Source organism: Yoonia maritima, assembly GCF_002933395.1.
Lineage (GTDB): Bacteria > Pseudomonadota > Alphaproteobacteria > Rhodobacterales > Rhodobacteraceae > Yoonia > Yoonia maritima_A.
Map to the genome: position 1 here is coordinate 36,491 of NZ_PKFN01000015.1, position 21,906 is coordinate 58,396.

Below are 21,906 nucleotides of genomic sequence, written 5' to 3' on the forward strand. Positions count from 1 at the left end.
TATGGACGTAACAAGCACAACAGGCACGACGACCGCAGCGATACAAACAACGGGAACGACAAGCGGGGTAAGCGGCGACTTTGAGATGTTTTTGCAGATGCTTACCGTGCAGATGCAAAACCAAGATCCACTGAACCCCGTTGATTCAACCGATTATGCGACACAGCTTGCAACGTTTTCGGGGGTGGAACAGGCCGTGATGACGAATGATTTGCTTAAATCGCTCAGCGCACAACTTTCCTCGGGTGGGTTGGCCGATATGGCCGCGTGGGTTGGCAAAGAAGCGCGCGCCGCATCCCCGGCATATTTTGACGGGGAACCAATTACTTTGGCCCCAAACCCAGCCGTTGTTGCGGATAAGGCAGAGGTGGTTGTACGCGACGAATCGGGTGCTGAGGTGCAGCGGTTCGACGTTCCAATCAGTGCGGACCCCGTAGAATGGGCGGGTGTCGACACGGGCGGATATCCATTCGCCGAAGGTCTTTACTCCTTTGAGTTGATCAGCTCGCTTGAAGGCGAAATTCTTACCGAGGAAGCGGTTGAATTGTACAGCACCGTGACAGAGGTACGTGCCCAAGATGGTGAAACCATTCTCATTCTTGATGGTGGTGTCGCGGTTGCGACATCACAGGTCAGCGCGCTGCGTGACCCGGCACTTTAAAGCAACGCACTGATCCAAACGCCTGCACCGACAAGCGCACCACCAAGTGTCATCCATCCCAGCTGATGGGCCAATGACGGTGGCTTTGGCTGCGGCTGCGGATTGTTCCGACGTATCAACGCTTCTTCGGCTAATCGCGGTAGTTGCGGCCCAAATCGAGACAAAACCATCGCTGTTTTACCAAGATCACGCAGTAGGGCCTTGGGGCCGATACTTTGCTTGATGTAGCTTTCGACCACAGGCTTGGCGACTTGCCAGATGTTCATATGTGGGTCCAGCGACCGGGCGACACCTTCGACCACGACCATCGTACGTTGCAGCAGAATTAGTTCAGTGCGGGTTTCCATGCCAAAGCGTTCGGTTACCTCAAATAAATAACTTAGCAGCCGTGCCATGGAAATGCGGCTGGCATCCATACCAAAAATCGGCTCGCCGACAGCGCGCAGGGCGCGCGCGAATTCGTCCACATCTTGATCAGCGGGCACATAGCCTGCCTCAAAATGGACCTCAGCAACGCGTTGATAGTCTTTACGAATGAACCCAAACAAAATCTCGGCATAGACCCGACGAGTATATTCATCGATTTGGCCCATGATCCCAAAGTCATAGGCGATGATTTCACCGTTGGCGGCGACCTTTAGGTTCCCCTGATGCATGTCACCATGAAAGAAACCGTCGCGCAGCGCGTGGTTCAGGAACAGTTGCAGCACCCGTGATGCCAGCGCTGTTCGGTCGTGCCCAGCGGCGTCGAGTGCCGCGTTATCACCAATACTGTCACCTTCCGCCCAATCAAGCGTCATGACGCGTCGGCTGGAAAGATGCCAGCGGATGAGTGGAACCTGAAACCCGGCGTCGCCTTCTGTGTTGGCGGCGAATTCCGCAGCGGCCGAACTCTCAAGCCGCAGGTCAAGCTCTCCAGCAACGACGCCTTCGAAATGGGTGATCACATCCATTGGGCGTAAACGTCGTGACGCGGGCGACAGAATTTCAATCGCACGCGCCGCGAAATAGAACGCGTCAACATCCTTGCGGAATGCTCTCTCGATGCCGGGACGCAGGACCTTGATTGCAACGGCCTCGCCTGTGTCCGCCAGATGTGCCTTGTGGACTTGCGCAAGCGAAGCAGCCGCAACGGGTTCTGAAAACGTCGAAAACAACGTGTCTGTCGGCGCGCCCAGTTCGCTTTGGATAGCGGCTTTGGCTTCCTCCATCGAAAACGGTGGCAGTTTGTCTTGTAGCACGCGCAACTGAACGGCCAAATCTTCGCCAACAACATCGGGGCGCGTCGATAGGACTTGCCCAAACTTGATATAAGCAGGTCCCAGCGCCGTCAGTGCCCTTGTGGCGGGGGGCATGTTTATGTCGCCTTTGTAGCCAAGCCACTGAAACGGCCAAACCAACGTGCGGATGGTCATGCGCAGAAGAGGACCCGCATCAAGCGCGTCCAAAACGACTGTCATCGCGCCAGTGCGTTCAAATGTTGCGCCAGTACGGATCAGGCGAATGATATTGTGGGGGCCACGCATATTATAGTTTCCAACCCGAATGCAGCGCTGCAATGCCAAGCGACAGGTTGCGATACTTCGCATTCCCAAAGCCAGCTTTGCGCACCATGTCTAGGAACGTGTCTTGGTCTGGGAAGTTGCGGATGGACTCCACAAGATATTGATAGCTGTCACGGTCCCCGGCAATCAGTTGACCCATCTGCGGGATAACATTGAACGAATAGGCGTCATATGCGGCCTGCATCATCGGGTTCGGCAGTTGGCTAAATTCCAAAACCATCAAACGGCCACCCGGTTTCAAAACACGGTAGGCTTCGTTCAGGGCTTCTTGGGGGCGCGTGACGTTCCGGATGCCAAAGCTGATTGTGTAAACATCAAAGGTGTTCGATTCGAACGGCAGCGCCATCGCATCGCCAACCACCCAATCAAGACTGTCCGACATGCGTTCTGCCTCGGCGCGTTTACGGCCTTCGACAAGCATGGATTCGGTAATATCCAAAACGGTGGAATGCCCGTGGCCCGCACGCTTCAGGAACCGGAATGAAATATCACCAGTTCCGCCAGCAACATCTAACAACCGTTGTCCGGGGCGAGGGGCAAGCCAATCCATCATGGCGTCTTTCCAGACCCGGTGGATACCAACCGACATCACGTCGTTCATTATGTCGTATTTGCTCGCCACCGAGGAAAACACGCCCTGCACGCGGCCTGCCTTTTCGCCCTCGGGTACGGTTTCGAACCCAAAGTGGGTGGTGTTCTCTGGCTTGTCGGTCATGTCATTCTTTCGCCCGAATACTGTCCCAAACGGGTTATACGGACTTGGTCCAATAGACAAACTGTCAATGTGACACGGGAGGTCGGCACAGCATTGCTAGATATTATTTTTGTCGTTTTGGCTTTCGTATTTTGCGGCGCAGTCATTTTCGGTTTCCATTATCTTCGGTTTTTGACCGCGCGGCGTGTGAATAAATGGACAAATCAGCGCGACAACGAAGGCCAAGAGGTCGAACAGACGGGTTTTGCCAAGACCCAACTTAGCAACCTCCCGATGGATGTTGGGTTTGTTGCAGGTGTTGGCAAGAACGCCGAACCAAATATGACGCTGAACGAAACGATACTGCGTCCAACAATTGGCATGCGGCTGATTAGTATCGTAATCGGGGGTGCTATTCTTTGGATGACGTGGTTGGGCGGAACGGAATACATTCCCGACGTTCCATATTTGAAAGAAGGCCTAAGCGCTGTTGTCGCGTATAGCCTGCTTTATACGAACCTATATGAACTGCGCTATGATCAGCATGGCATCATTCACAAGGATTGGTTCCTGCGCGAGGTCGATTTTCGCTGGCAGGATATTATCTCGATTCGGGATAACGGGCAGTACGCCTATATCCTGCGACTAGAGAGCGGTAGAAAGACCGAGGTAATGAAATACCTTGTCGGCATCCGTCCCTTCCTTACATATGCGAAAGAACAAATCGCAAAGAATAATAGGATCTAATGCCCGAACTTCCCGAAGTTGAAACCGTCAAAGCTGGCATCGCCCCTGCGATGGAAGGGCAGATCATCGCGCAAGCCGATATCAACCGCCCAGATCTACGCTGGCCCTTTCCTGAAAACATGTCTGCGCGACTGACGGGCAAACGTGTTTTGGGGCTGCGGCGACGTTCTAAATACATCTTGGCTGATCTTGATAGCGGGGAAACGCTGCTGATCCATCTGGGGATGTCAGGCCGGATGTTGGTGTCTGGCGTAAAGGTTGGTGAATTCCATCACCCGCACCCTGTGCCTGCCAAACATGACCACGTTGTGCTGCACATGGATAACGGTGCGCGGATCACCTTTAACGATGCGCGTCGGTTTGGCGCGATGGATTTGTTAGATACCGCCACACAAGAAGACCACTGGCTGATCCGTGACATCGGGCCTGAACCACTAGGCAATGCATTTGACGAAACTTATTTGGTGGAACGGCTTAAACGTAAAAACAGCCCGATTAAATCTGCGCTTCTTGATCAAGGAATTGTCGCGGGCTTGGGTAATATTTATGTTTGCGAGGTCCTATTTCGCACAGGCATTCACCCCACGCGCAAAGCAAGCCAAATCAGTGCCAAACGGATCGCCAGCTTGGTTCCCGTTATTCGCGAGGTTCTATCCGAAGCAATCGCCGCAGGCGGGTCATCGTTGCGCGATTATCGACAATCTGATGGCGAGCTGGGATATTTTCAACATGTCTTTCAGGTCTATGATCAAGAAGGAAAACCATGCGTAACCGACGGATGTAAAAAGACAATTCAGCGAATCGTTCAGTCGGGACGTTCTTCGTTTTTTTGCCCGCAATGCCAAAGATAACTTGCACCATGTGTCGCCTTTGCTAATCACTAAGGTAATCTGGGGAAACAGGAAGTACACGAATGGCTTTTGAGAAAATCATCGTAGACGTTAGCGATTCTGTAGCGACTATCACTCTGAACCGCCCAAATGCGATGAATGCGCTGAATAGCCAACTGTTGCGCGAACTGTGCACCGCACTTGAAGACGCAGACGCAAACGACAAGGTGCGCTGTATTGTGATTACGGGGTCAGAAAAGGCATTTGCCGCTGGCGCGGATATCGCAGAAATGTCCGATAAGACATTCGTAGAAATGTATACTTCGCGATTCTTCGAAAACGAAACCGACCGTTTTAACCGCACTCGTAAACCGATCATCGCCGCTGTCGCAGGCTATGCGCTGGGCGGTGGCTGCGAACTGGCGATGATGTGTGATTTCATTATTGCCGCGGACAATGCCAAATTTGGGCAGCCTGAAATCAATCTTGGTGTTATCGCTGGGATTGGCGGCACGCAGCGTTTGACGCGCTTTGTCGGCAAATCAAAATCAATGGAAATGCATCTGACCGGGCGCTTCATGGATGCCGATGAGGCAGAGCGCAGCGGGCTGGTGAGCCGCGTTGTTCCTGCGAAAAAGCTATTGTCCGAAGCTCGTTCGACGGCGGAAAAGATCGCCGAGAAATCACAAGTCGCAACGATTGCTGCAAAAGAAGCAGTTAATCGCGCTTATGAAACGACGTTAGCCGAAGGGCTGAACTATGAACGTCGTGTCTTCCAGTCGCTGTTTGCGACCGATGACCAATCCGAAGGCATGGCCGCGTTCCTAGAGAAGCGTGAACCGCAGTTCCGCGACCGCTAGCCAACCTTTCCCTACGCACCCACCTTTGCGCTTTGGCGCGACCGGCAGGTCACTGTTTTGCCGTATCGATTACCTCTTTTTGCCCCAATGTGTTCTCATGGTTGTGAGGTGATGTCCTGTATCAACCTTGAGTCCATCGACACAATGCCAGGATCTGAGATAAGGAACGAAATGACCGTTTTGCCGCTAAAGAAGTCTGCCTTTTTACTGAGTACGCTGATTGCTCTGCTTCCCAATTCACTGCTTGCCGGGAAAACATCGCCCCCCATACCCGAACAGATTGTTCTTGCTGAACAAACCGAAATTATCATCGACATGGGCGCAGCAAACCGTGTTATCGCTGCCGATCTATTGCGGACCTTATCCCAAGAAATCCCTGCCGCCGTATGCTATCTTCATAACAATGTAGGCGTTGATGAAGCATCCGATCTATTGCGCTCTAGCATTGCGCAGTTTGATGCGGCGCTGCTTGCATTGTTGAATGGTGACGAAACGTTGGGAATTATCGGTGCAGAACGCTTGCATCGGGTGACCGTAGAGATCGAAGAACTGATCGCCACATGGGGTCCAATTCAGAACGCGGCGCTTACTGTGTTGGATGACCCTAGCGATGAAACCGCAGTTGCAACGATCTTCGATGCCGCTGATACGCTTTTGGACGCGACCTATCATCTTCTGAGCGAGATCGAGGCCGAATATTCTAACCCTGTAGAACTGCTTCAGTCCGATGTTTTGCTTCTTGAGGTGTCAGGCCGGCTGGCAATGATGACACAGCGCATGGCCTATGAGGCATGTCGGATCTGGTCGGGCGACGGAAGCGAAGCGTTGATCGCGGATCTTCAGAAAACAATTTCTCAGTTCGAAGTTGGCATGCATGCGTTGGCCAATGGAATGCCAGAATTAGGAATTAAGCCCGCCCCTACGCCGGAAATCGCACAAAACCTAGAATTCGTCGCCGCGGATTGGGTTGTTATCAACGGATACCTTGATGCCGCGATATCGGGTGCAGAAATGAGCGTCGCAGATCGCGCTGATTTGTATCACTTGTTGGCGGTTAAGCTGCATAAGGTTGAAGAACTTGAAGTGCTTTACCAAACATATTCCAAACGTGTGTACTAACGCAGGCCAAAATGGCGTTGCATTGTTAGGGAATCTGGCTTATGCGGCGCCTCATACATGCGTGTGAGGCCCGCTTTGGCCAGATCAACCGGTTCTGAACCCGGTCGGGGCTTATTGCGCTATTGAATTTTAATTTGACCCGACGAAGGGAAAGACCAAATGGCAAACACACCACAGGCGAAAAAACGCGCCCGTCAAAACGAAGCCCGCTTTGCAGTAAACAAAATGCGCCGCTCACGCATCCGCACGTACCTGCGTTTCGTTGAAGAAGCGATTGCATCAGGCGACAAAGACGCAGCCGCTGCTGCACTGAAAGCTGCACAGCCAGAGCTGATGCGCGGTGTTACAAAAGGCGTTGTTCACAAGAACACAGCTGCTCGTAAAATCTCTCGCTTGGCGTCTCGCGTCAAAGCAATCGGCTAAATTTTTCTGCTTCGCTCAGCGATGAGCGGCGGATTACTGCTAAAGGGCATGCCTGTTCAGGGCGTGCCCTTTTTTGTGCGAGTGTTGTCCGTTTGCGCTTATTTTGTGTGATTTCAGCGGCCCGTTAGATTCTTTTCACGCAATCTTAGAGTCAAGCGCGATGTTGTGTTGAAGCGTCCGCAGAGAGCTTGCTAGTTTAGCCAAGCGATTCACATCGTTCCGGGGGGACATGAAGAGTTTGCATCGAAAAAACACTGTGCGTCTGTCGTTTGGATGAACGCATAAGGTCATTCTTTGCCAAACTTCATGCAACGCTGGCAGGCAGGATTTGTATCAACTGATACTGCTGGGCTGGTTTTGTGTCTGTACGGTTACCAGAGGCTGCTCTTTGGTAATTTTACGGTTCTTGTTCTTTTGTCTGCCGCTCAGACGCCTGAGCCCGACTGTCGTCGGCTTATGCGTTCAGGCCTATGGATTTGGTAACAAAGACCTTGTTTGAGTGGTGTCACTCAAGCACGAGAATTCTTTTGTCCAAATGGTTTGATTGTGAAGCGCAAGCGAGGCTCGCTTCGCAAGATGAACGACATGTGTTTGGGGACAGAGATACAAGATGACGAACGATACTTGGGCGACGGTACAGACGAAACTTAAGGGCGCATTGGGCGCGAACAATTTTTCAAGTTGGATACAACCGCTCGAATTTTCGAAACTAAATGCTGGCGTTATGACATTTCATGTACCGACAAATTTTATCGGTAACTACGTGTCGCAAAACTTTGGTGATCAGATCATCTATCACATGAACCAAATGGGCGAATCAGTACGCCGTTTGGAATTCACGGTTCAGTCTCAGACGCGCACCGTTGCCGCTGCTACCCCAACAGCCGCACCAGCGCCTGCGCCAAAGCCGACATCGACACAAGAAATCTCTGGTTCGCCAATCGATTCGCGTTTTACGTTCGACACATTTGTTGTTGGTAAGCCAAACGAATTGGCGCACGCCGCTGCACGCCGCGTCGCGGATGGTGGCCCTGTCACGTTCAACCCTCTGTTCCTTTACGGTGGCGTTGGTCTTGGTAAAACCCACCTGATGCACGCCATCGCAAATGAACTAAAGCTACGCTCGCCAGAGCTAAATGTGCTTTATCTGTCTGCAGAACAGTTCATGTACCGTTTCATCACTGCCTTGCGTGAACGCAAGATGATGGACTTTAAACAGCTGTTCCGCTCGGTCGACGTTCTGATGGTTGACGATGTTCAGTTCATCGGCGGCAAAGACAGCACCCAAGAAGAATTCTTTCACACGTTCAACGCGCTTGTTGATGGTCAAAAACAGATCATCATCTCGGCTGATCGTGCCCCCGGCGAAATCAAAGACCTCGAAGAGCGTATTAAATCGCGCCTGCAGTGTGGTCTGGTCGTCGACCTGCACCCGACTGACTATGAACTGCGCCTTGGCATCCTTCAGTCCAAAGTCGAAGTTTACGCTGCGCAATATCCTGATCTGGCGATTGCCCCCGGCGTTCTGGAATTCCTTGCACACCGTATTTCAACCAACGTGCGCGTTCTTGAGGGCGCATTGACTCGCCTGTTCGCATTCGCGTCGCTTGTTGGCCGTGAAATCACATTGGAGCTGACCCAAGACTGCCTGTCCGATGTTCTCAAAGCATCAGATCGCAAAGTCACCGTCGAAGAAATCCAGCGCAAAGTATCTGAACACTACAACATCCGCCTGTCCGACATGATCGGGCCAAAGCGCGTGCGCAACTATGCACGCCCACGTCAGGTCGCGATGTATCTGGCCAAGACCATGACCAGCCGTTCTTTGCCGGAAATCGGACGCCGTTTTGGTGGCCGTGATCACACCACGGTCATGCATGGTGTGCGCCGGATCGAAGAACTAAAAGTCACCGATAGCCAGATCGCAGACGATCTTGAATTGCTGCGTCGCGCGTTGGAAGAATAAGTCCAACGCTTGACGCCGGTGCGCCCATCGTCAACAGTCCAACAAAACGCTTGAGCCCCACGGAAAATACAGTACATTTTCCGTCCCGGCGGCCTTAGCCACCAAGATATGCGGAGCATTGGGACATGAAAATCAGCATCGAACGCGGAGCCCTCCTTAAGGCGGTCGCACAAGCCCAATCAGTTGTTGAGCGGCGTAATACAATTCCGATCCTTGCAAACGTGCTGATCGAGGCCGAAGGCGACTCTGTCCAGTTTCGCGCGACCGATCTGGATATCGAAGTCGTTGACCGCGCCCCAGCAATGGTAGAACGCGCTGGCGCGACTACCGTGTCCGCCGTGACGCTGAACGAAATCGTGCGCAAATTGCCTGATGGTGCCTTGGTGTCACTGACCGAAGATAGCGCATCGGGTCGCCTAACAATCGAAGCGGGGCGTTCAAACTTCTCACTCGCGACGCTGCCAAAAGAAGATTTTCCAGTCATGGCAACGTCTGAATATGCCGCGAACTTCTCGGCGCCTGCGCCAGTTCTGCGTCGCCTGTTCGACAAATCCAAATTTGCCATCTCGACCGAAGAAACCCGCTACTACCTGAACGGCGTTTACATGCACGTCGCAGACAGCGACGGCGGCAAGGTGCTGCGCTGCGTGGCGACAGACGGTCACCGTTTGGCGCGCATTGATGCAGAACTGCCCGAAGGCGCGGGCGAAATGGCTGGCGTTATCGTTCCACGCAAGACAGTTGGCGAATTGCGCAAGCTGCTTGATGACGACGACATGCAAATCGCTGTTTCCGTCTCTGAAACAAAAATCCGCTTTGCGACACCTGACATCACGCTGATCTCAAAGGTTATCGACGGCACATTCCCAGATTACACACGCGTCATTCCGCAAGGAAACACACGTAAGATGGAAGTCGACGCCAGCGAATTCGCAAAGGCCGTCGACCGTGTCGCAACAGTATCATCCGAGCGTTCGCGCGCGGTGAAACTGTCACTCGACGAAGACCGCCTGATCCTTTCGGTAAACTCGCCTGACAGCGGTGCCGCCGAAGAAGAACTGGCTGTTGCTTATGGTGATGAGCGTCTGGAAATCGGGTTCAACGCGAAATACCTGCTGGAAATCGCCAGCCAAGTTGACCGCGAGAATGCTGTTTTCATGTTCAACTCTTCCGGTGACCCGACGCTGATGCGCGAAGGTAACGACATGTCTGCCGTTTATGTCGTCATGCCGATGCGCGTTTGAAGCGGACAGGTTTCGTAGAAACATTGCGTAAGGGCTTCATGCAAACCCTTGCGGCCAGATATGACTAAGCTCGCTATCTCAGAATTGGTGCTGTCGCACTTTCGATCGCACAAGCGGGCGGTGTTAGAGCTTGATCCGCGCCCATTGGCCATTTTTGGACCCAACGGCGCGGGTAAAACCAACCTTATCGAAGCAGTTTCATTGCTGTCGCCCGGTCGCGGTTTGCGTCGTGCAGCGGCAGATGATCTGACACGCCGGCCAGAGGCGCTTGGTTGGAAGGTCACATCAGTTCTGCATTCGTTAAACCAAACCCATGAACTAGAAACCTGGGCCGAAGCAGGCAGCGCCCGCCAATTGCGCATTGATGGCAAGGCATCGGCGCAGGTCGCGCTTGGCCGGATCGGGCGCATCTTGTGGCTGGTGCCGTCCATGGACAGGCTATGGATCGAAGGTGCTGAAGGGCGGCGTCGCTTCCTCGATCGTGCGACGCTTAGCTTTGAACCAAGCCATGCCGATGCAGTCCTTTCATACGAAAAGGCGATGCGGGAACGAAATCGGCTGCTAAAGGACATGGTACGCGACCCACATTGGTACACGGCTCTCGAATCCAAAATGGCAGAGGCAGGCACAGCGATCCAAGCCAGCCGTCAGCGCGCCATCGCCGAACTGACCGCCGCGCAACAGGCCACGACCACAGCCTTTCCAACCGCTGATCTGACTCTGACCAGCCCTGATCCAATTCCCGATGACCTTCAGGCGGCATTCGCAGACAATCGCGGGCGCGATATGGCGGCGGGGCGCACCTTGATCGGGCCACACCGCGCCGATTTGCACGCCGTATTCGCGGATAAAGGCGTCGACGCAAAGGATTGCTCGACCGGTGAACAAAAGGCGTTGTTGATCAGTCTGATCCTCGCCAACGGACGTGCGCTTGCCCGCGATTTTGGAGCGCCGCCGATTCTGCTACTGGACGAAGTCGCCGCCCACCTTGACGCGACGCGCCGGGCCGCGCTTTATGATGAAATATGCAACCTAGGCGCACAGGCATTTATGACCGGAACGGGGCCAGAGCTATTTACTGAACTAGGCGACCGCGCCCAATACGCCGAAGTAACTGAAATCGAAGGGCAATCGACCCTGACCCGAAAGGAAAGCCTATGACACCGCAGCGCGTGACACTGATTACCCTTGGCGTAGCAGACCTTGAGCGGGCGAAATCATTTTACGGCACACTTGGCTGGACCCTGCATTCCGAAACCGAAGGCGTGGTGTTTTACCAAATCAACGGCATGGTACTGGGGTTCTTTGGGTTAGAACCACTCGCCAAGGACCAAGGACGACCTGACGCAAAGCTAGGCACAGGCGCCATGACACTCGCGCAAAATTTTGAAACCGAAGCCGAGGTTGATACAGCCTATGCTGCAGCACTTGCGGCAGGGGCGACTGCACTTAAGGCACCGGAAAAGGTGTTTTGGGGCGGTTATTCCGGCTATTACGCCGACCCTGACGGCCACGTTTGGGAGGTCGCACACAATCCGTTCTGGCCACTGAATGACGACGGTAGCCTGACCTTACCGACCCCATGACGATATCCGTTGAGACCATCAATGAACTTGATCTGACGCCACAGACTGACGCTGAAATCGCGGCGCTGTTGATGGCTGCGTTTGATTCCGGGTTCGGTGGCCGATCTTACTATCGGCAACGGCACCACCTTCGCCTTTTGGCGCGTGATGGCGATGTCTTGGCTGGGCATGTGGCCCTGCTGTACCGCGCTATTCAGTCGCGTGGGCAGTTGATCCCGATCATTGGTCTGGCCGAGGTCGCCACCGCAAGCACCCATCGGGGCCAAGGCATTGCACGCACGCTGATCACGCAATCGCTGCAAATCGCACAAGACAGCCAAGCACAGTTCGCGCTGCTTTTTGGCGATCCCGCGCATTACAACCGCTATGGGTTTCGCACTGCGCAAAACCAACTACGCCAACTGGACCTAAAGGACGGTCATTCGTCTGGGGTCACTACAGCACCGGACAGCGGCTTTATGGTTGCACCCACAGGTCATATAGATTGGGATGACACTGCCGAAATCGACCTCATGGGACATGAATTTTAATGACGATCAGCCCTTACGAGCTCATGCTCTATGCCTCGGCGCTTTTTGTATTGTTCCTGACCCCCGGCCCAGTTTGGGTCGCACTGCTGGCCCGGTCAATGTCGGGTGGTTTTCAGGCAGCTTGGCCACTGGCGATGGGTGTCGCCATCGGTGATATCCTCTGGCCTTTGGTCGCCGTCTTGGGCGTTAGCTGGTTGGTGTCCGAATTCGCAGGTTTCATGGATGTGCTGCGCTGGGTTGCGGTGATCGTATTCCTACTCATGGGCGCTCTGCTCATTAAGAACGCTGACAAGTCGCTTAGCAGCAACAGCCGCCTGACACGTCCCGGCATGTGGGCCGGGTTCTTAGCGGGGCTAGCGGTCATTATCGGCAACCCAAAGGCCGCGCTGTTCTACATGGGCATCCTGCCGGGGTTCTTTGATCTGACCCAAATGACAAAGCTAGATATCATTGCGATCTGCACGCTTAGCTTTGTTGTTCCACTGACCGGAAACCTGATTTTGGCACTATCCGTTGACCGCGTACGCGGGTTCCTAAAATCCCCCGCGGCGGTGCGGCGCTTGAACCTCTCAGCCGGTTGGCTACTGATCGCAGTCGCCTGCGTTATTGCGCTGACCTAGGCACCGCGAGCCAAGCGCGAAGATAAGGCGCAAGCCGATCTTGAACATCAACGCTGTTGTGCAACGCGCAAAACTCCAAAGCGATGGCTTGGATAATGAACGCCTGAATGCCCTCGGCCAATAACATCGCATCGACATCGCTGCGTACGATGTGTGGTTGCAACCTCTCGACCCATGTCGCAAATAACATGACCTGTTCCATGAAGTTCACCGAAATCAGCTCTGTCGTTTCAATCGCCGCTGCGCCTGAAAACCTAATCACGACATCAAATACGACACGGTTTTGGCCCATATAACCCATGAGCGGCCCAAGCGCCGGGCCAAAGCCGTCAACTGTATCCGGGGCAGGCGCCTGCGCAATTTGTTTCAGAATGCGGTCCATTTCTTGACCGATCAGAAATGCCATGAGGCGGTCTTTGTCTTCGAAATGCGAAAAGAACGTCCCCTTGGCGACTTTTGCACGCGCAACCACGTCTTCAACACGCAAAGCGGCAAAGCCAGATTCTGCGACGATTTCACTGGCTGCGTCGATCAATCGTTGGCGCGTCGCGATGCGGCGCTTTTGTGGGGGGCGTGTTTCCATGAACGGTAGAATACCAATATTTTGACCCTGGTCAAATTTTTAATTGACCGTGGTCATTTTTTGGCGCTATGAAAGTGACCGTAGTCAATTTTAAGGATTCGTCATGACACAGAAACGTATTATCGTGCTCAATGGACACCCTGGCCCGACCTCACTGTCGCGCCAGTTTTCTGAAAAATATGCGGCTGCTGCCCGTGATGCGGGCAATGACGTGCGCCTACACCATCTGCCTGAAATGTCGTTCGACATTGATTATGGGTTTGCAGGTTACGAAAACGCCAAACCCCTCGAACCCGACCTCGAAACTTTCTTGGCTGACTTGGAATGGGCCGAGCATTTCGTGGTGGCGACGCCAATGTGGTGGGGTGGGTTACCTGCAAAGCTGAAAGGGCTTTTCGATCGCTCATTCCTGCCGGGCCGCGCTTTTAACACAAGGGTGAAAAAGTTGGGAATGCCGGCCCCGATGCTAACGGGAAAGACCGCGCGCATCATTCTGACATCGGACACGCCACGTTGGTTCGAACGCCTCATCTACCGCAACGCGATCATGCACCAAACAAGCAAACAGATCATGGGTTTCGCGGGGATCAAACCAACACGCTACACCTATTTTTCAGGCGCAAGCGAGGCGTCAGACGCAAAGGTCAAAGGCTGGTTTACCAAGGTTGAGGCAATTGGAAAAAGAGCAGGGTAACGGGCGCACTCCAAACTCCGCTTAAAACCACAAAATCTTGTGTCATTTGCGTGACAAACATCCGTAAACCGCATATATTTTGCGCATAAGGACACGGGAAAAATTACATGGTCGACGACAATAAAAAACCAGAAGAATACGGCGCCGATTCGATCAAAGTTCTCAAGGGCTTAGAGGCGGTTCGCAAACGCCCCGGAATGTATATCGGGGACACAGACGATGGCTCTGGTCTGCACCACATGGTGTACGAAGTCGTGGACAACGGCATTGATGAGGCGCTGGCTGGTCACGCGGACCATGTTTACGTAAAAATTAACGCCGATGGGTCAGTCACCGTCGGCGATAACGGGCGCGGTATTCCGGTGGGTATCCACGAAGAAGAAGGCGTTTCCGCAGCCGAGGTCATCATGACCCAGCTGCACGCTGGTGGTAAGTTCGACAGCAACTCTTACAAGGTGTCTGGCGGTCTACACGGCGTGGGTGTTTCCGTTGTGAACGCCCTGTCTGATTTCCTTGAACTGCGCATCTGGCGCGATGGCAAAGAACACTACGCCCGGTTCGAAGGCGGCTTTACCACCGAACACCTAAAGGTCATGGGCGATGCCGATGGTCGCAAAGGGACCGAGGTCACATTCCTTGCCTCAACCGAGACATTCAGCAACCGCGATTTCGAATTCCACACGCTTGAAAAACGTCTGCGCGAACTTGCGTTCCTGAACTCTGGCGTACGGATCATTCTCGAAGATTTGCGCCCGGCGGAACCGCTCAAGGCCGACCTGTTCTATGACGGTGGCGTCAAAGAATTCGTGAAATACCTCGATCGTTCAAAGACACCACTGATGGAAGAACCGATTTATGTGACCGGTGAACGTGACGAAATTGGCGTCGAAGTCGCGATGTGGTGGAACGACAGCTATAACGAAATGGTGCTGCCGTTCACCAACAACATCCCACAGCGCGACGGCGGTACGCACCTTGCGGGTTTCCGTGGTGCACTCACCCGCGCGATCACAAAATATGCGACTGAAACCGGGATTTCCAAAAAGGAAAAGGTTTCACTGACAGGCGACGACGCCCGCGAAGGCTTGACCTGTGTGTTATCGGTCAAAGTACCTGATCCAAAGTTCTCGTCTCAGACCAAAGACAAATTGGTCAGTTCCGAAGTACGCCCAGCCGTTGAAAACCTGATGGGTGAAAAGCTAAACGAATGGTTCGAAGAAAACCCAGCCGTCGCAAAGTCGATCATCAGCAAAATCGTCGAAGCCGCTGCCGCCCGAGAGGCCGCACGTAAAGCCCGCGAAATTCGTCGTAAATCGGCGATGGACGTGAACTTTAACGCATCCAAGCTCAAAGATTGCTCTGAAAAAGACCCGGCCAAAACCGAAGTCTTCCTAGTGGAGGGTGACTCTGCTGGTGGTTCTGCACAAACGGGCCGTGACCGTCAGACCCAAGCGATTTTGCCGCTGAAAGGTAAAATCCTGAACGTCGAACGTGCACGTTTTGACCGGATGCTGAACTCTCAGGAGATCGGCACGCTGGTGATGGCGCTGGGTACCGGCATCGGACGCGACGAATTCAACGTTGATAAACTGCGTTATCACAAGGTCATCATCATGACCGATGCGGACGTCGACGGTGCGCATATTCGTACGCTTTTGCTGACGTTCTTCTTCCGTCAAATGCCTGAACTGATCGAAGGCGGTTACCTCTACATCGCCCAGCCACCGCTTTATAAGGTGTCGCGCGGTAAATCCGAAGTGTACCTGAAAGATCAGGCCGCGATGGATGAATACCTGATTGAACAGGGTATTGATGGCGCGATGCTACGCCAAGGTAACGGCGAGGAAATCGCCGGGGCAGATCTGCGTCGTATCGTCGACGAGGCACGCCAGCTCAAGCGCGTGTTGGACGCATTCCCAACCCATTATCCACGCCATATTCTTGAACAAGCGGCCATCGCTGGTGCGTTTGTTCCCGGCGTTGTCGAAAGCGACCTACAAGGGACGGCCGACCGCGTAGCAGAGCGGTTGAACCTCATCGCATTGGAATGGGAACGCGGCTGGCAAGGGCGCATCACCCAAGACAAAGGCATGCGCTTGGCGCGCATCCTGCGCGGCGTCGAAGAAGTACGCACCCTTGACGGTGGCATGCTGCGTTCTGGCGAAGCCCGTAAAACCGGCACCTTTACGCAAAGCCTGCAAGACGTCTACAACCTGCCTGCAACATTGGTACGCAAGGACCGCAGCCAGCTGATCCACGGACCACTGGACCTGCTTAAGGCGATCCTTGAAGAGGGCGAAAAAGGCCTTTCTCTGCAACGCTACAAAGGTCTGGGCGAAATGAACCCGGATCAGCTTTGGGAAACCACGCTTGACCCAGATGCACGGACATTGCTGCAAGTGAAGGTGGAAGACGTCGCCGAAGCCGACGACCTGTTCACCAAGCTAATGGGCGATGTCGTCGAACCACGCCGCGAATTTATCCAGAACAACGCACTAAACGTTGAACATTTGGATTTCTAATTGTTTGTAGGGAAGCGGATAAGCTTGCGTGGCGCGCATAAGCTTGCGCGTCATGGGTGATACTTTAGAGGCCGAAACCGTATTTATTCAATTACTTACATGATTTCCCCCAAGTTACTCGACTTAGGGGGTTTGGCCATGCTTGTCGCTTCTCACGGAAAACCCAGAGAACTTTCAAATTGACCCTTTAGTCAGTCGTTGGCTATTGCCCATGATGGCGCACAGGCGTGAACATGGATCCATCCCGTGTAACAGGTACGAAGATCATCTTCTCTGGGACGATGTCGGCTGTCTTACCGGCCTCCTTAAAATCAGGTTCCTCTTCCTGCCAGATGGAAGCCAGATACCCCTTCTTTTTCTGCAACCAGGAGGCGGCGCTCAGCGCCTTGATTCCGCCATCAGAACCGGGTTCAAAGGGGCCATCGGTCTCTGAAAGCAAGTTGCGCACACGGCCCTCGGAGACACTGCCAAGCACTGCCGGCGAGCGCAGGTCGACCTCTCCCTCACCAAAATCGATCGCCAAGCGTGAGCATGCAAGGTCTGCGATCCGCAATAGTGCAGTGTCGCCACCGTTAATATGCGCAACGTAGCTAGAGGGTGGAATATTGTCGCTATACCAACAGAAGCAAAGGCAGAAAGCTACGAGCTTGACGATACTTCGCGACTATAGCAGTTCCGGCATCTCCACTTGGTATGCGCGCAGGTGGCGCAAAGTTATCTGCGCATTGCAATGGCTAAGTCATTGTTTCATGGTACGCGAGGCGCAATATTACGCGCTTCCCTACATTGTTGTGGGCAGCGCATAGTGCTTCGCGCTGCCCATAATATTTCGCAAGTTGCGCAAAACATTATACTTCAGGAAATTAGACCTCAGAAAAACGCGGTAAAAAATCTTGCGTTAATTCCAAATTTTCGTCCAGGCATCTGACTATCGCGTCGTCACTTTGACGTCACTGGTTTGTAAACAGTATTACGCACCGACTTTCTGAACGGGCTTAGACACACTTGAAACCTGCCACAGCCCGATAGTGACAGCTTTTCGCGATGCGGTTAGTGTCTGTTTATTGGGTGTATTCTGGGCCGTGAGGCGTTGATGGGGGGGGGCGAATTTTGGCGCAGGCGATCAGCATTAGAGATGTCACCAAGAGTGACTACGATCAATGGAGATCGCTGTGGGGGCAATATAACGCCTTCTACGGGCGGGAAGGTCCAACCGCCCTGTCTGACGCTATTATTCCATCGACTTGGCGACGGTTCTTTGACCCCAACGAACAGGTGTTTTGCCTCGTGGCAGAGAGCGGAGGGAATCTTGTCGGCCTCGCTCACTACATCTTTCACCGAAACACGATTACGATTGAAAATACCTGTTACCTTCAGGACCTTTTTTCCGATTCCAAGATGCGTGGGTTGGGCATAGGCCGACAGCTAGTGACCGAATTCTACGAGCGCGCAAGACTTGCTGGAACGCGCGGGGTCTACTGGCACACGCACTCATCCAATCAAACAGCAATGAAGTTATATGACAAGATGGCAGAGAACACAGAATTTGTTGTCTATCGGCGTTCACTTTCCAAACGACGCTGAAGTGGCCATCGGCGTGTAAATGAACTGGCAGCTAAACCCAACAAAAGAGCATCACCTTGTGACGTCCCCCCGTAACGTTTTCAGCCTTTGCGCCATCGTGTAAAGACAATCGGTGCTATCGCGATGACCAATGTAATCCGGAAAATATGCATCACCGATACATAGGTGACGTCTTGTTCGAGCGCGAGCGCGAGCAAAGACATTTCGGTCAGTCCGCCGGGGGAATAGGCGAGGAAAGCTTGGCTAGTGGGGAGGCCGTTTGGCCACGCGATAAGCAGCGCAAAGATCACCGCAACCACAAGCATGGCCCCCGATGCAAGGGCGGCCAAGGCAAGGTCGCGTCCGACCTGTGCTAAACTTGCGCCTGCAAAACGGGTGCCGATGATGGTGCCGATCGTGATCTGCGCAATAATGATTAGCAAAGTTGGTGGCGCGACGCTGACCCAACCGATGATATGTGCCGCGCCTGATAGGATCATCGGGCCAAAAACAGGGGCTGCAGGTAGCTTGATCTGATTGCCGAACCATGTGCCTGCTACGGCACAAAACCCTAAAATCGCATAGTCCACCCACGTCAGCGCATCTAGATGCACCCAATTCGATGCACTGCGTGATCCACTGGTTACGCCCAAAACGAGCCCAAAGAACAGTGCGACGAACACAATAACGACCAAAATCCGGGCCGCATGGGCAAGCGCGATCCGGCGTTCGTCACCACCTGCTTCGGCGCCTAGCATCAGCATTTCGTTAATACCGCCGGGCATCGCAGCATAAAACGCGGTGACCGTGTCGTAACCGCCTAACCGTCGGTATACCGTGAACGACACGGCAGAAGCGCATGCCAAAAACACCGGTAACAGCAACAAGGTCAGTACCCATGAATGCAAAAGCCCAAACACTTCGGCTGTGACACCAGACCCCAACAAGACCCCGATCACGGGAATAACAATAGGGCGTAACCGTGTTGGTGCGCGAACGGGTAGGTGGCACATTGCGGCGACAGTGTTACCCATCATCGGCCCAAGCATCCACGGCAAAGGTAACCCGACAGAATATGCACCCACGCCACAGATCGTCCCAATCAGCAAAGCCAGCATTTGTGTGCTTAGCCCGGCAACACGTCGATTGGTCAGGGGCATGTTTCGTCCTTTTGGCAATGGGGATACCCTAGCAATATGCCTCGTCTTTCGTAGGGTCAACGCGTGACGGCCATGCAGTCACCGCATGTATTTCAGCAAAAGGTTATTTTATGGAAAATTTCGACGCAGCGACGTTTGGAACGTTGAACGCGGAATGAAATTGGTGCCGCTGCCGATGCGCTACGCATATCCACCAGAACTGGACTTGATGGCGCGGTTGCTAGGTTTGCAGCTTAAACATCGTTGGGGCGGTTGGGGTAAAGCCGCCTTTACCGCCGATAGCAAATTCCATGTGTCGGTCTATGAAAAACCATTGGACTAGTTAATCCAGATCGGGCCAATCAGTAAAAACAAGCAGCTGATCGCCCCGATCATTGGGAACGCGATGGGGACTGTGAACGTGCCTTCGGGTGCGGGATCACCACGGTGTTTTACGTGTACCAATGCGATATTCACCAAAACAAACACGGCCAAAATGACCTGTGATGTCAGCGACACCAGAAAATCCAATGGGATCGCCAACGCAGAAACAAGCATGATCGCCGTGATAATGATTGTCGCGGTTAACGGGGTGCGTCGTTTGGGGTCAATTTTGGCGAGGCGGGCGGGCAGCTGCCTACGTTTGGCAAGCCCATAAACAACCCGAGCTGCCATGATGATTTCAATCACCACGCCGTTCATGGTCGCGACAATGGCCACCAGTGTAATCGCGATTGGGGACATGCCGGTTAGCCGTTCAAACAGCAACCCAACCGGGGCTTTTGATGCGATCAGTTCTTCTTGGGGGACAGCACGGACTGCGACCAGCATCACCCAAAAGTAGATCACCGTCACGGCCACTAACGATATTCCAATTGCCCACGGCATTGTTGTGCGCGGGTTTTTGGTCTCTTCGACCAGATTGACCACGTCGTCAAAGCCAATGAACGCAAAGAAAGCAATCAGGCTTGCCGCCAGCACGCCCGCCATTGCGGTTCCATCTGAAAACGACGGGATGACAGTCTCGATTTCGGTAATTATCGCGGGGTCAGCACGGTAACCTGCGTAAACGATGATCAGTAAGCCCAACACTTCGATGACCGTTAGCACGCCTGCAAAAGTCACCGATTCCTGAACCCCAAGGGTGGCGACCCACCCCATCATCAGCACGATTGCGATAACGATAATGGGTTCCGGTAGCGGGATTATCTGGGCGACATATCCAGCGCAGCCCAAACTAATGGCAGCACCCGCGATCGTTGCAGCAAAGATGATCGATAATCCAACGCCTAATGTCAGCCACGACCAGCCAAATGCGGAATCCACGTAAACCGCTTCACCAGCGCTGAGCGGGATACGACCTGAAAACTCTGCAAAGCTAAGCGCGCTAAAGCTCATCACGCCAGCAGCGACAAGAAATGCAGCAGGGGCATAGATACCTGCAACTGCGGCGGCTTCGCCAATCAGGACATAGATGCCTGCGCCAATCGTGATGCCAAGCCCGTACAAAACAAGCAAAGGAAGACCAATTGCGCGACGCAGTTGTGGTTCGGCAGCTTCCGATGACATCAATGGCTTCCTTGGTTGTGCGTCATCATCCTAGTATAGGAATGCAAACCAAGCCTTGATCTAAATCACAAGCCGCCGATGTGATGCGTTCCGCGTTTCTTCGCGAGCGCGATCTGCTTTTGTCGCTCACGGAATCGGGTTTTGTCTTCTTCGGTGGTCTCATGCGCACATTGATGACATGCGACGCCTTCTTCAAATTCAGCGCGGTTGCGGTCTTCGGGAAGGATCGGGCGGCGGCAGGCATAGCACAAGACATGCGGGCCTTCCTTCAACTCATGACCAACGCTCACACGGGCGTCAAAGACGAAACATTCGCCGTCCCACTTACTTTGTTCCTGGGGGACTTCCTCAAGGTATTTCAGAATGCCGCCCTTCAAGTGGTAAACATCCTCAACACCTTGGCCCATCAGAAAGTTCGTGGATTTTTCACAACGAATGCCGCCAGTGCAGAACATCGCAATACGCTTGTTATGAAAGCGATGCTTGTTTTCTTCCCACCATGCTGGGAATTCGCCAAAGGATTTGGTCAACGGGTCAATCGCCCCATCAAACGTCCCAATCGCGACCTCATAATCGTTGCGCGTATCAATCACAGCCACATCCGGCGCGCTGATCAATTCGTTCCAATCAGCCGGATCAACATAATGCCCGGTGCCATTCGCAATTGGGTCAACATCGGGTTGGCCCATGGTCACGATTTCGCGCTTCAGGCGCACCTTCATACGGTGGAACGGCGGCACGCTCGCGGTGCTTTCTTTCCATTCGAAATTAGTACAGCCCGGCAAAGACTGAATATGCGCGACAACCGCATCAATACCTTCGCGGCTACCAGCGATGGTACCGTTGACACCCTCTTTAGCGAGCAACAACGTCCCGCTGATCCCCTGCGATTTGCACAGGTCCAAAAGCGGCCCTTGCAACGCGGCAGGGTCATCAAAGCGTGTAAAGTGATATAGTGCAGCTACTGTATACATGGGGATCAGATAAGCCT

23 protein-coding genes are annotated in these 21,906 nt (G+C 53.5%); 16 read left to right on the forward strand and 7 right to left on the reverse strand.

The genetic code is table 11. The features are described 5' to 3' along the window. Position 1: 1 nt before the first annotated feature. A complete protein-coding gene (locus CYQ09_RS17835) occupies positions 2 to 661 on the forward strand; it encodes a flagellar hook capping FlgD N-terminal domain-containing protein (protein ID WP_106746749.1) in 660 nt (219 codons plus the stop codon). Here the strand turns inward: CYQ09_RS17835 and ubiB are convergent. Both ubiB and ubiE read right to left on the reverse strand, forming a co-directional pair. Beyond that, the gene (gene ubiB / locus CYQ09_RS17840) at positions 658 to 2,187 is read right to left on the reverse strand and encodes a 2-polyprenylphenol 6-hydroxylase (RefSeq protein WP_106746750.1); all 1,530 of its coding nucleotides are present in this window, start codon (positions 2,185 to 2,187) and stop codon (positions 658 to 660) included. The two genes, CYQ09_RS17835 and ubiB, sit on opposite strands and share 4 nt — an antisense overlap. Position 2,188: 1 nt before the next feature. Continuing rightward, the gene (gene ubiE / locus CYQ09_RS17845) at positions 2,189 to 2,941 is read right to left on the reverse strand and encodes a bifunctional demethylmenaquinone methyltransferase/2-methoxy-6-polyprenyl-1,4-benzoquinol methylase UbiE (protein WP_106746751.1); all 753 of its coding nucleotides are present in this window, start codon (positions 2,939 to 2,941) and stop codon (positions 2,189 to 2,191) included. A 93-nt stretch (positions 2,942 to 3,034) separates the two neighbouring features. Between ubiE and CYQ09_RS17850 the strand changes: the two genes are divergently transcribed. The 11 genes from CYQ09_RS17850 to CYQ09_RS17900 all read left to right on the forward strand — a co-directional run bounded on the left by CYQ09_RS17850 (position 3,035) and on the right by CYQ09_RS17900 (position 12,845). Continuing rightward, on the forward strand, positions 3,035 to 3,667 hold the full coding sequence (locus CYQ09_RS17850) for a hypothetical protein (protein ID WP_162617719.1): 633 nt from the start codon (positions 3,035 to 3,037) through the stop codon (positions 3,665 to 3,667). Beyond that, a complete protein-coding gene (mutM, locus tag CYQ09_RS17855; protein WP_106746753.1) occupies positions 3,667 to 4,518 on the forward strand; it encodes a bifunctional DNA-formamidopyrimidine glycosylase/DNA-(apurinic or apyrimidinic site) lyase in 852 nt (283 codons plus the stop codon). Before CYQ09_RS17850 ends, mutM begins: the two co-directional genes overlap by 1 nt. Before the next feature lie 62 nt (positions 4,519 to 4,580). Beyond that, positions 4,581 to 5,357 carry an enoyl-CoA hydratase gene (locus CYQ09_RS17860; RefSeq protein WP_106746754.1) on the forward strand — a complete coding sequence of 259 codons (777 nt, stop codon included), beginning with the start codon at positions 4,581 to 4,583 and terminating at the stop codon, positions 5,355 to 5,357. 171 nt (positions 5,358 to 5,528) lie between these two features. Beyond that, entirely contained in the window at positions 5,529 to 6,476 is a 948-nt protein-coding gene (locus CYQ09_RS17865; protein ID WP_162617720.1) for a type IV pili methyl-accepting chemotaxis transducer N-terminal domain-containing protein, read from the forward strand. Between the two features lie 159 nt (positions 6,477 to 6,635). After that, complete coding sequence (rpsT, locus tag CYQ09_RS17870) at positions 6,636 to 6,899, forward strand: 30S ribosomal protein S20 (RefSeq protein ID WP_106357089.1); 264 nt, start codon at positions 6,636 to 6,638, stop codon at positions 6,897 to 6,899. 610 nt (positions 6,900 to 7,509) lie between these two features. After that, a complete protein-coding gene (gene dnaA / locus CYQ09_RS17875) occupies positions 7,510 to 8,865 on the forward strand; it encodes a chromosomal replication initiator protein DnaA (protein ID WP_106746756.1) in 1,356 nt (451 codons plus the stop codon). A gap of 125 nt (positions 8,866 to 8,990) precedes the next feature. Beyond that, the gene (gene dnaN / locus CYQ09_RS17880) at positions 8,991 to 10,109 is read left to right on the forward strand and encodes a DNA polymerase III subunit beta (RefSeq protein ID WP_106746757.1); all 1,119 of its coding nucleotides are present in this window, start codon (positions 8,991 to 8,993) and stop codon (positions 10,107 to 10,109) included. A gap of 60 nt (positions 10,110 to 10,169) precedes the next feature. Continuing rightward, positions 10,170 to 11,270, forward strand: a complete 1,101-nt coding sequence (gene recF / locus CYQ09_RS17885) for a DNA replication/repair protein RecF (protein WP_106746758.1) — start codon at positions 10,170 to 10,172, stop codon at positions 11,268 to 11,270. Beyond that, positions 11,267 to 11,695, forward strand: a complete 429-nt coding sequence (locus CYQ09_RS17890; protein ID WP_106746759.1) for a VOC family protein — start codon at positions 11,267 to 11,269, stop codon at positions 11,693 to 11,695. The genes recF and CYQ09_RS17890 overlap by 4 nt, the downstream gene beginning before the upstream one ends. Continuing rightward, positions 11,692 to 12,225, forward strand: coding sequence for a GNAT family N-acetyltransferase (locus CYQ09_RS17895; protein WP_106746760.1), 534 nt, complete (start codon positions 11,692 to 11,694; stop codon positions 12,223 to 12,225). Before CYQ09_RS17890 ends, CYQ09_RS17895 begins: the two co-directional genes overlap by 4 nt. After that, positions 12,225 to 12,845, forward strand: coding sequence for a LysE family translocator (locus tag CYQ09_RS17900; protein ID WP_106746761.1), 621 nt, complete (start codon positions 12,225 to 12,227; stop codon positions 12,843 to 12,845). The genes CYQ09_RS17895 and CYQ09_RS17900 overlap by 1 nt, the downstream gene beginning before the upstream one ends. On the opposite strand, the gene CYQ09_RS17905 is transcribed toward CYQ09_RS17900, so the two are convergent. Then, positions 12,829 to 13,428 carry a TetR/AcrR family transcriptional regulator gene (locus tag CYQ09_RS17905; protein WP_106746762.1) on the reverse strand — a complete coding sequence of 200 codons (600 nt, stop codon included), beginning with the start codon at positions 13,426 to 13,428 and terminating at the stop codon, positions 12,829 to 12,831. The two genes, CYQ09_RS17900 and CYQ09_RS17905, sit on opposite strands and share 17 nt — an antisense overlap. A gap of 103 nt (positions 13,429 to 13,531) precedes the next feature. Between CYQ09_RS17905 and CYQ09_RS17910 the strand changes: the two genes are divergently transcribed. Beyond that, on the forward strand, positions 13,532 to 14,122 hold the full coding sequence (locus CYQ09_RS17910) for an NAD(P)H-dependent oxidoreductase (RefSeq protein WP_106746763.1): 591 nt from the start codon (positions 13,532 to 13,534) through the stop codon (positions 14,120 to 14,122). Positions 14,123 to 14,229: 107 nt separating this feature from the next. Then, the gene (gene gyrB / locus CYQ09_RS17915) at positions 14,230 to 16,644 is read left to right on the forward strand and encodes a DNA topoisomerase (ATP-hydrolyzing) subunit B (RefSeq protein WP_106746764.1); all 2,415 of its coding nucleotides are present in this window, start codon (positions 14,230 to 14,232) and stop codon (positions 16,642 to 16,644) included. 202 nt (positions 16,645 to 16,846) lie between these two features. Here the strand turns inward: gyrB and CYQ09_RS17920 are convergent, their stop codons facing one another. Further along, the gene (locus CYQ09_RS17920) at positions 16,847 to 17,167 is read right to left on the reverse strand and encodes a hypothetical protein (RefSeq protein ID WP_162617721.1); all 321 of its coding nucleotides are present in this window, start codon (positions 17,165 to 17,167) and stop codon (positions 16,847 to 16,849) included. A gap of 587 nt (positions 17,168 to 17,754) precedes the next feature. Here CYQ09_RS17920 and CYQ09_RS17925 point away from each other — a divergent pair. Beyond that, entirely contained in the window at positions 17,755 to 18,228 is a 474-nt protein-coding gene (locus CYQ09_RS17925) for a GNAT family N-acetyltransferase (RefSeq protein WP_106746766.1), read from the forward strand. A gap of 80 nt (positions 18,229 to 18,308) precedes the next feature. Here CYQ09_RS17925 and CYQ09_RS17930 read toward each other — a convergent pair whose 3' ends face one another. After that, the gene (locus tag CYQ09_RS17930; protein ID WP_106746767.1) at positions 18,309 to 19,367 is read right to left on the reverse strand and encodes an AbrB family transcriptional regulator; all 1,059 of its coding nucleotides are present in this window, start codon (positions 19,365 to 19,367) and stop codon (positions 18,309 to 18,311) included. 85 nt (positions 19,368 to 19,452) lie between these two features. Between CYQ09_RS17930 and CYQ09_RS17935 the strand changes: the two genes are divergently transcribed. Further along, positions 19,453 to 19,689, forward strand: coding sequence for a hypothetical protein (locus tag CYQ09_RS17935; protein ID WP_106746768.1), 237 nt, complete (start codon positions 19,453 to 19,455; stop codon positions 19,687 to 19,689). Here the strand turns inward: CYQ09_RS17935 and CYQ09_RS17940 are convergent. Continuing rightward, positions 19,686 to 20,915, reverse strand: coding sequence for an APC family permease (locus CYQ09_RS17940; RefSeq protein ID WP_106746769.1), 1,230 nt, complete (start codon positions 20,913 to 20,915; stop codon positions 19,686 to 19,688). The genes CYQ09_RS17935 and CYQ09_RS17940 overlap by 4 nt on opposite strands. 65 nt (positions 20,916 to 20,980) lie before the next feature. Then, on the reverse strand, positions 20,981 to 21,889 hold the full coding sequence (locus tag CYQ09_RS17945; RefSeq protein ID WP_106746770.1) for a rhodanese-related sulfurtransferase: 909 nt from the start codon (positions 21,887 to 21,889) through the stop codon (positions 20,981 to 20,983). Positions 21,890 to 21,906 lie beyond the last annotated feature (17 nt).

Coding starts and splice junctions, on each gene's coding strand:
- CYQ09_RS17895 (WP_106746760.1), top strand. CDS start 11,692: ATGACGATATCCGTTGAGACCATCAATGAACTTGATCTGACGCCACAG.
- CYQ09_RS17935 (WP_106746768.1), top strand. CDS start 19,453: ATGTATTTCAGCAAAAGGTTATTTTATGGAAAATTTCGACGCAGCGAC.
- CYQ09_RS17905 (WP_106746762.1), bottom strand. CDS start 13,428: ATGGAAACACGCCCCCCACAAAAGCGCCGCATCGCGACGCGCCAACGA.
- CYQ09_RS17865 (WP_162617720.1), top strand. CDS start 5,529: ATGACCGTTTTGCCGCTAAAGAAGTCTGCCTTTTTACTGAGTACGCTG.
- recF (WP_106746758.1), top strand. CDS start 10,170: ATGACTAAGCTCGCTATCTCAGAATTGGTGCTGTCGCACTTTCGATCG.
- CYQ09_RS17835 (WP_106746749.1), top strand. CDS start 2: ATGGACGTAACAAGCACAACAGGCACGACGACCGCAGCGATACAAACA.
- mutM (WP_106746753.1), top strand. CDS start 3,667: ATGCCCGAACTTCCCGAAGTTGAAACCGTCAAAGCTGGCATCGCCCCT.
- CYQ09_RS17890 (WP_106746759.1), top strand. CDS start 11,267: ATGACACCGCAGCGCGTGACACTGATTACCCTTGGCGTAGCAGACCTT.
- CYQ09_RS17910 (WP_106746763.1), top strand. CDS start 13,532: ATGACACAGAAACGTATTATCGTGCTCAATGGACACCCTGGCCCGACC.
- CYQ09_RS17940 (WP_106746769.1), bottom strand. CDS start 20,915: ATGTCATCGGAAGCTGCCGAACCACAACTGCGTCGCGCAATTGGTCTT.
- dnaN (WP_106746757.1), top strand. CDS start 8,991: ATGAAAATCAGCATCGAACGCGGAGCCCTCCTTAAGGCGGTCGCACAA.
- rpsT (WP_106357089.1), top strand. CDS start 6,636: ATGGCAAACACACCACAGGCGAAAAAACGCGCCCGTCAAAACGAAGCC.
- gyrB (WP_106746764.1), top strand. CDS start 14,230: ATGGTCGACGACAATAAAAAACCAGAAGAATACGGCGCCGATTCGATC.
- dnaA (WP_106746756.1), top strand. CDS start 7,510: ATGACGAACGATACTTGGGCGACGGTACAGACGAAACTTAAGGGCGCA.
- ubiE (WP_106746751.1), bottom strand. CDS start 2,941: ATGACCGACAAGCCAGAGAACACCACCCACTTTGGGTTCGAAACCGTA.
- CYQ09_RS17930 (WP_106746767.1), bottom strand. CDS start 19,367: ATGCCCCTGACCAATCGACGTGTTGCCGGGCTAAGCACACAAATGCTG.
- CYQ09_RS17945 (WP_106746770.1), bottom strand. CDS start 21,889: ATGTATACAGTAGCTGCACTATATCACTTTACACGCTTTGATGACCCT.
- CYQ09_RS17900 (WP_106746761.1), top strand. CDS start 12,225: ATGACGATCAGCCCTTACGAGCTCATGCTCTATGCCTCGGCGCTTTTT.
- CYQ09_RS17860 (WP_106746754.1), top strand. CDS start 4,581: ATGGCTTTTGAGAAAATCATCGTAGACGTTAGCGATTCTGTAGCGACT.
- ubiB (WP_106746750.1), bottom strand. CDS start 2,187: ATGCGTGGCCCCCACAATATCATTCGCCTGATCCGTACTGGCGCAACA.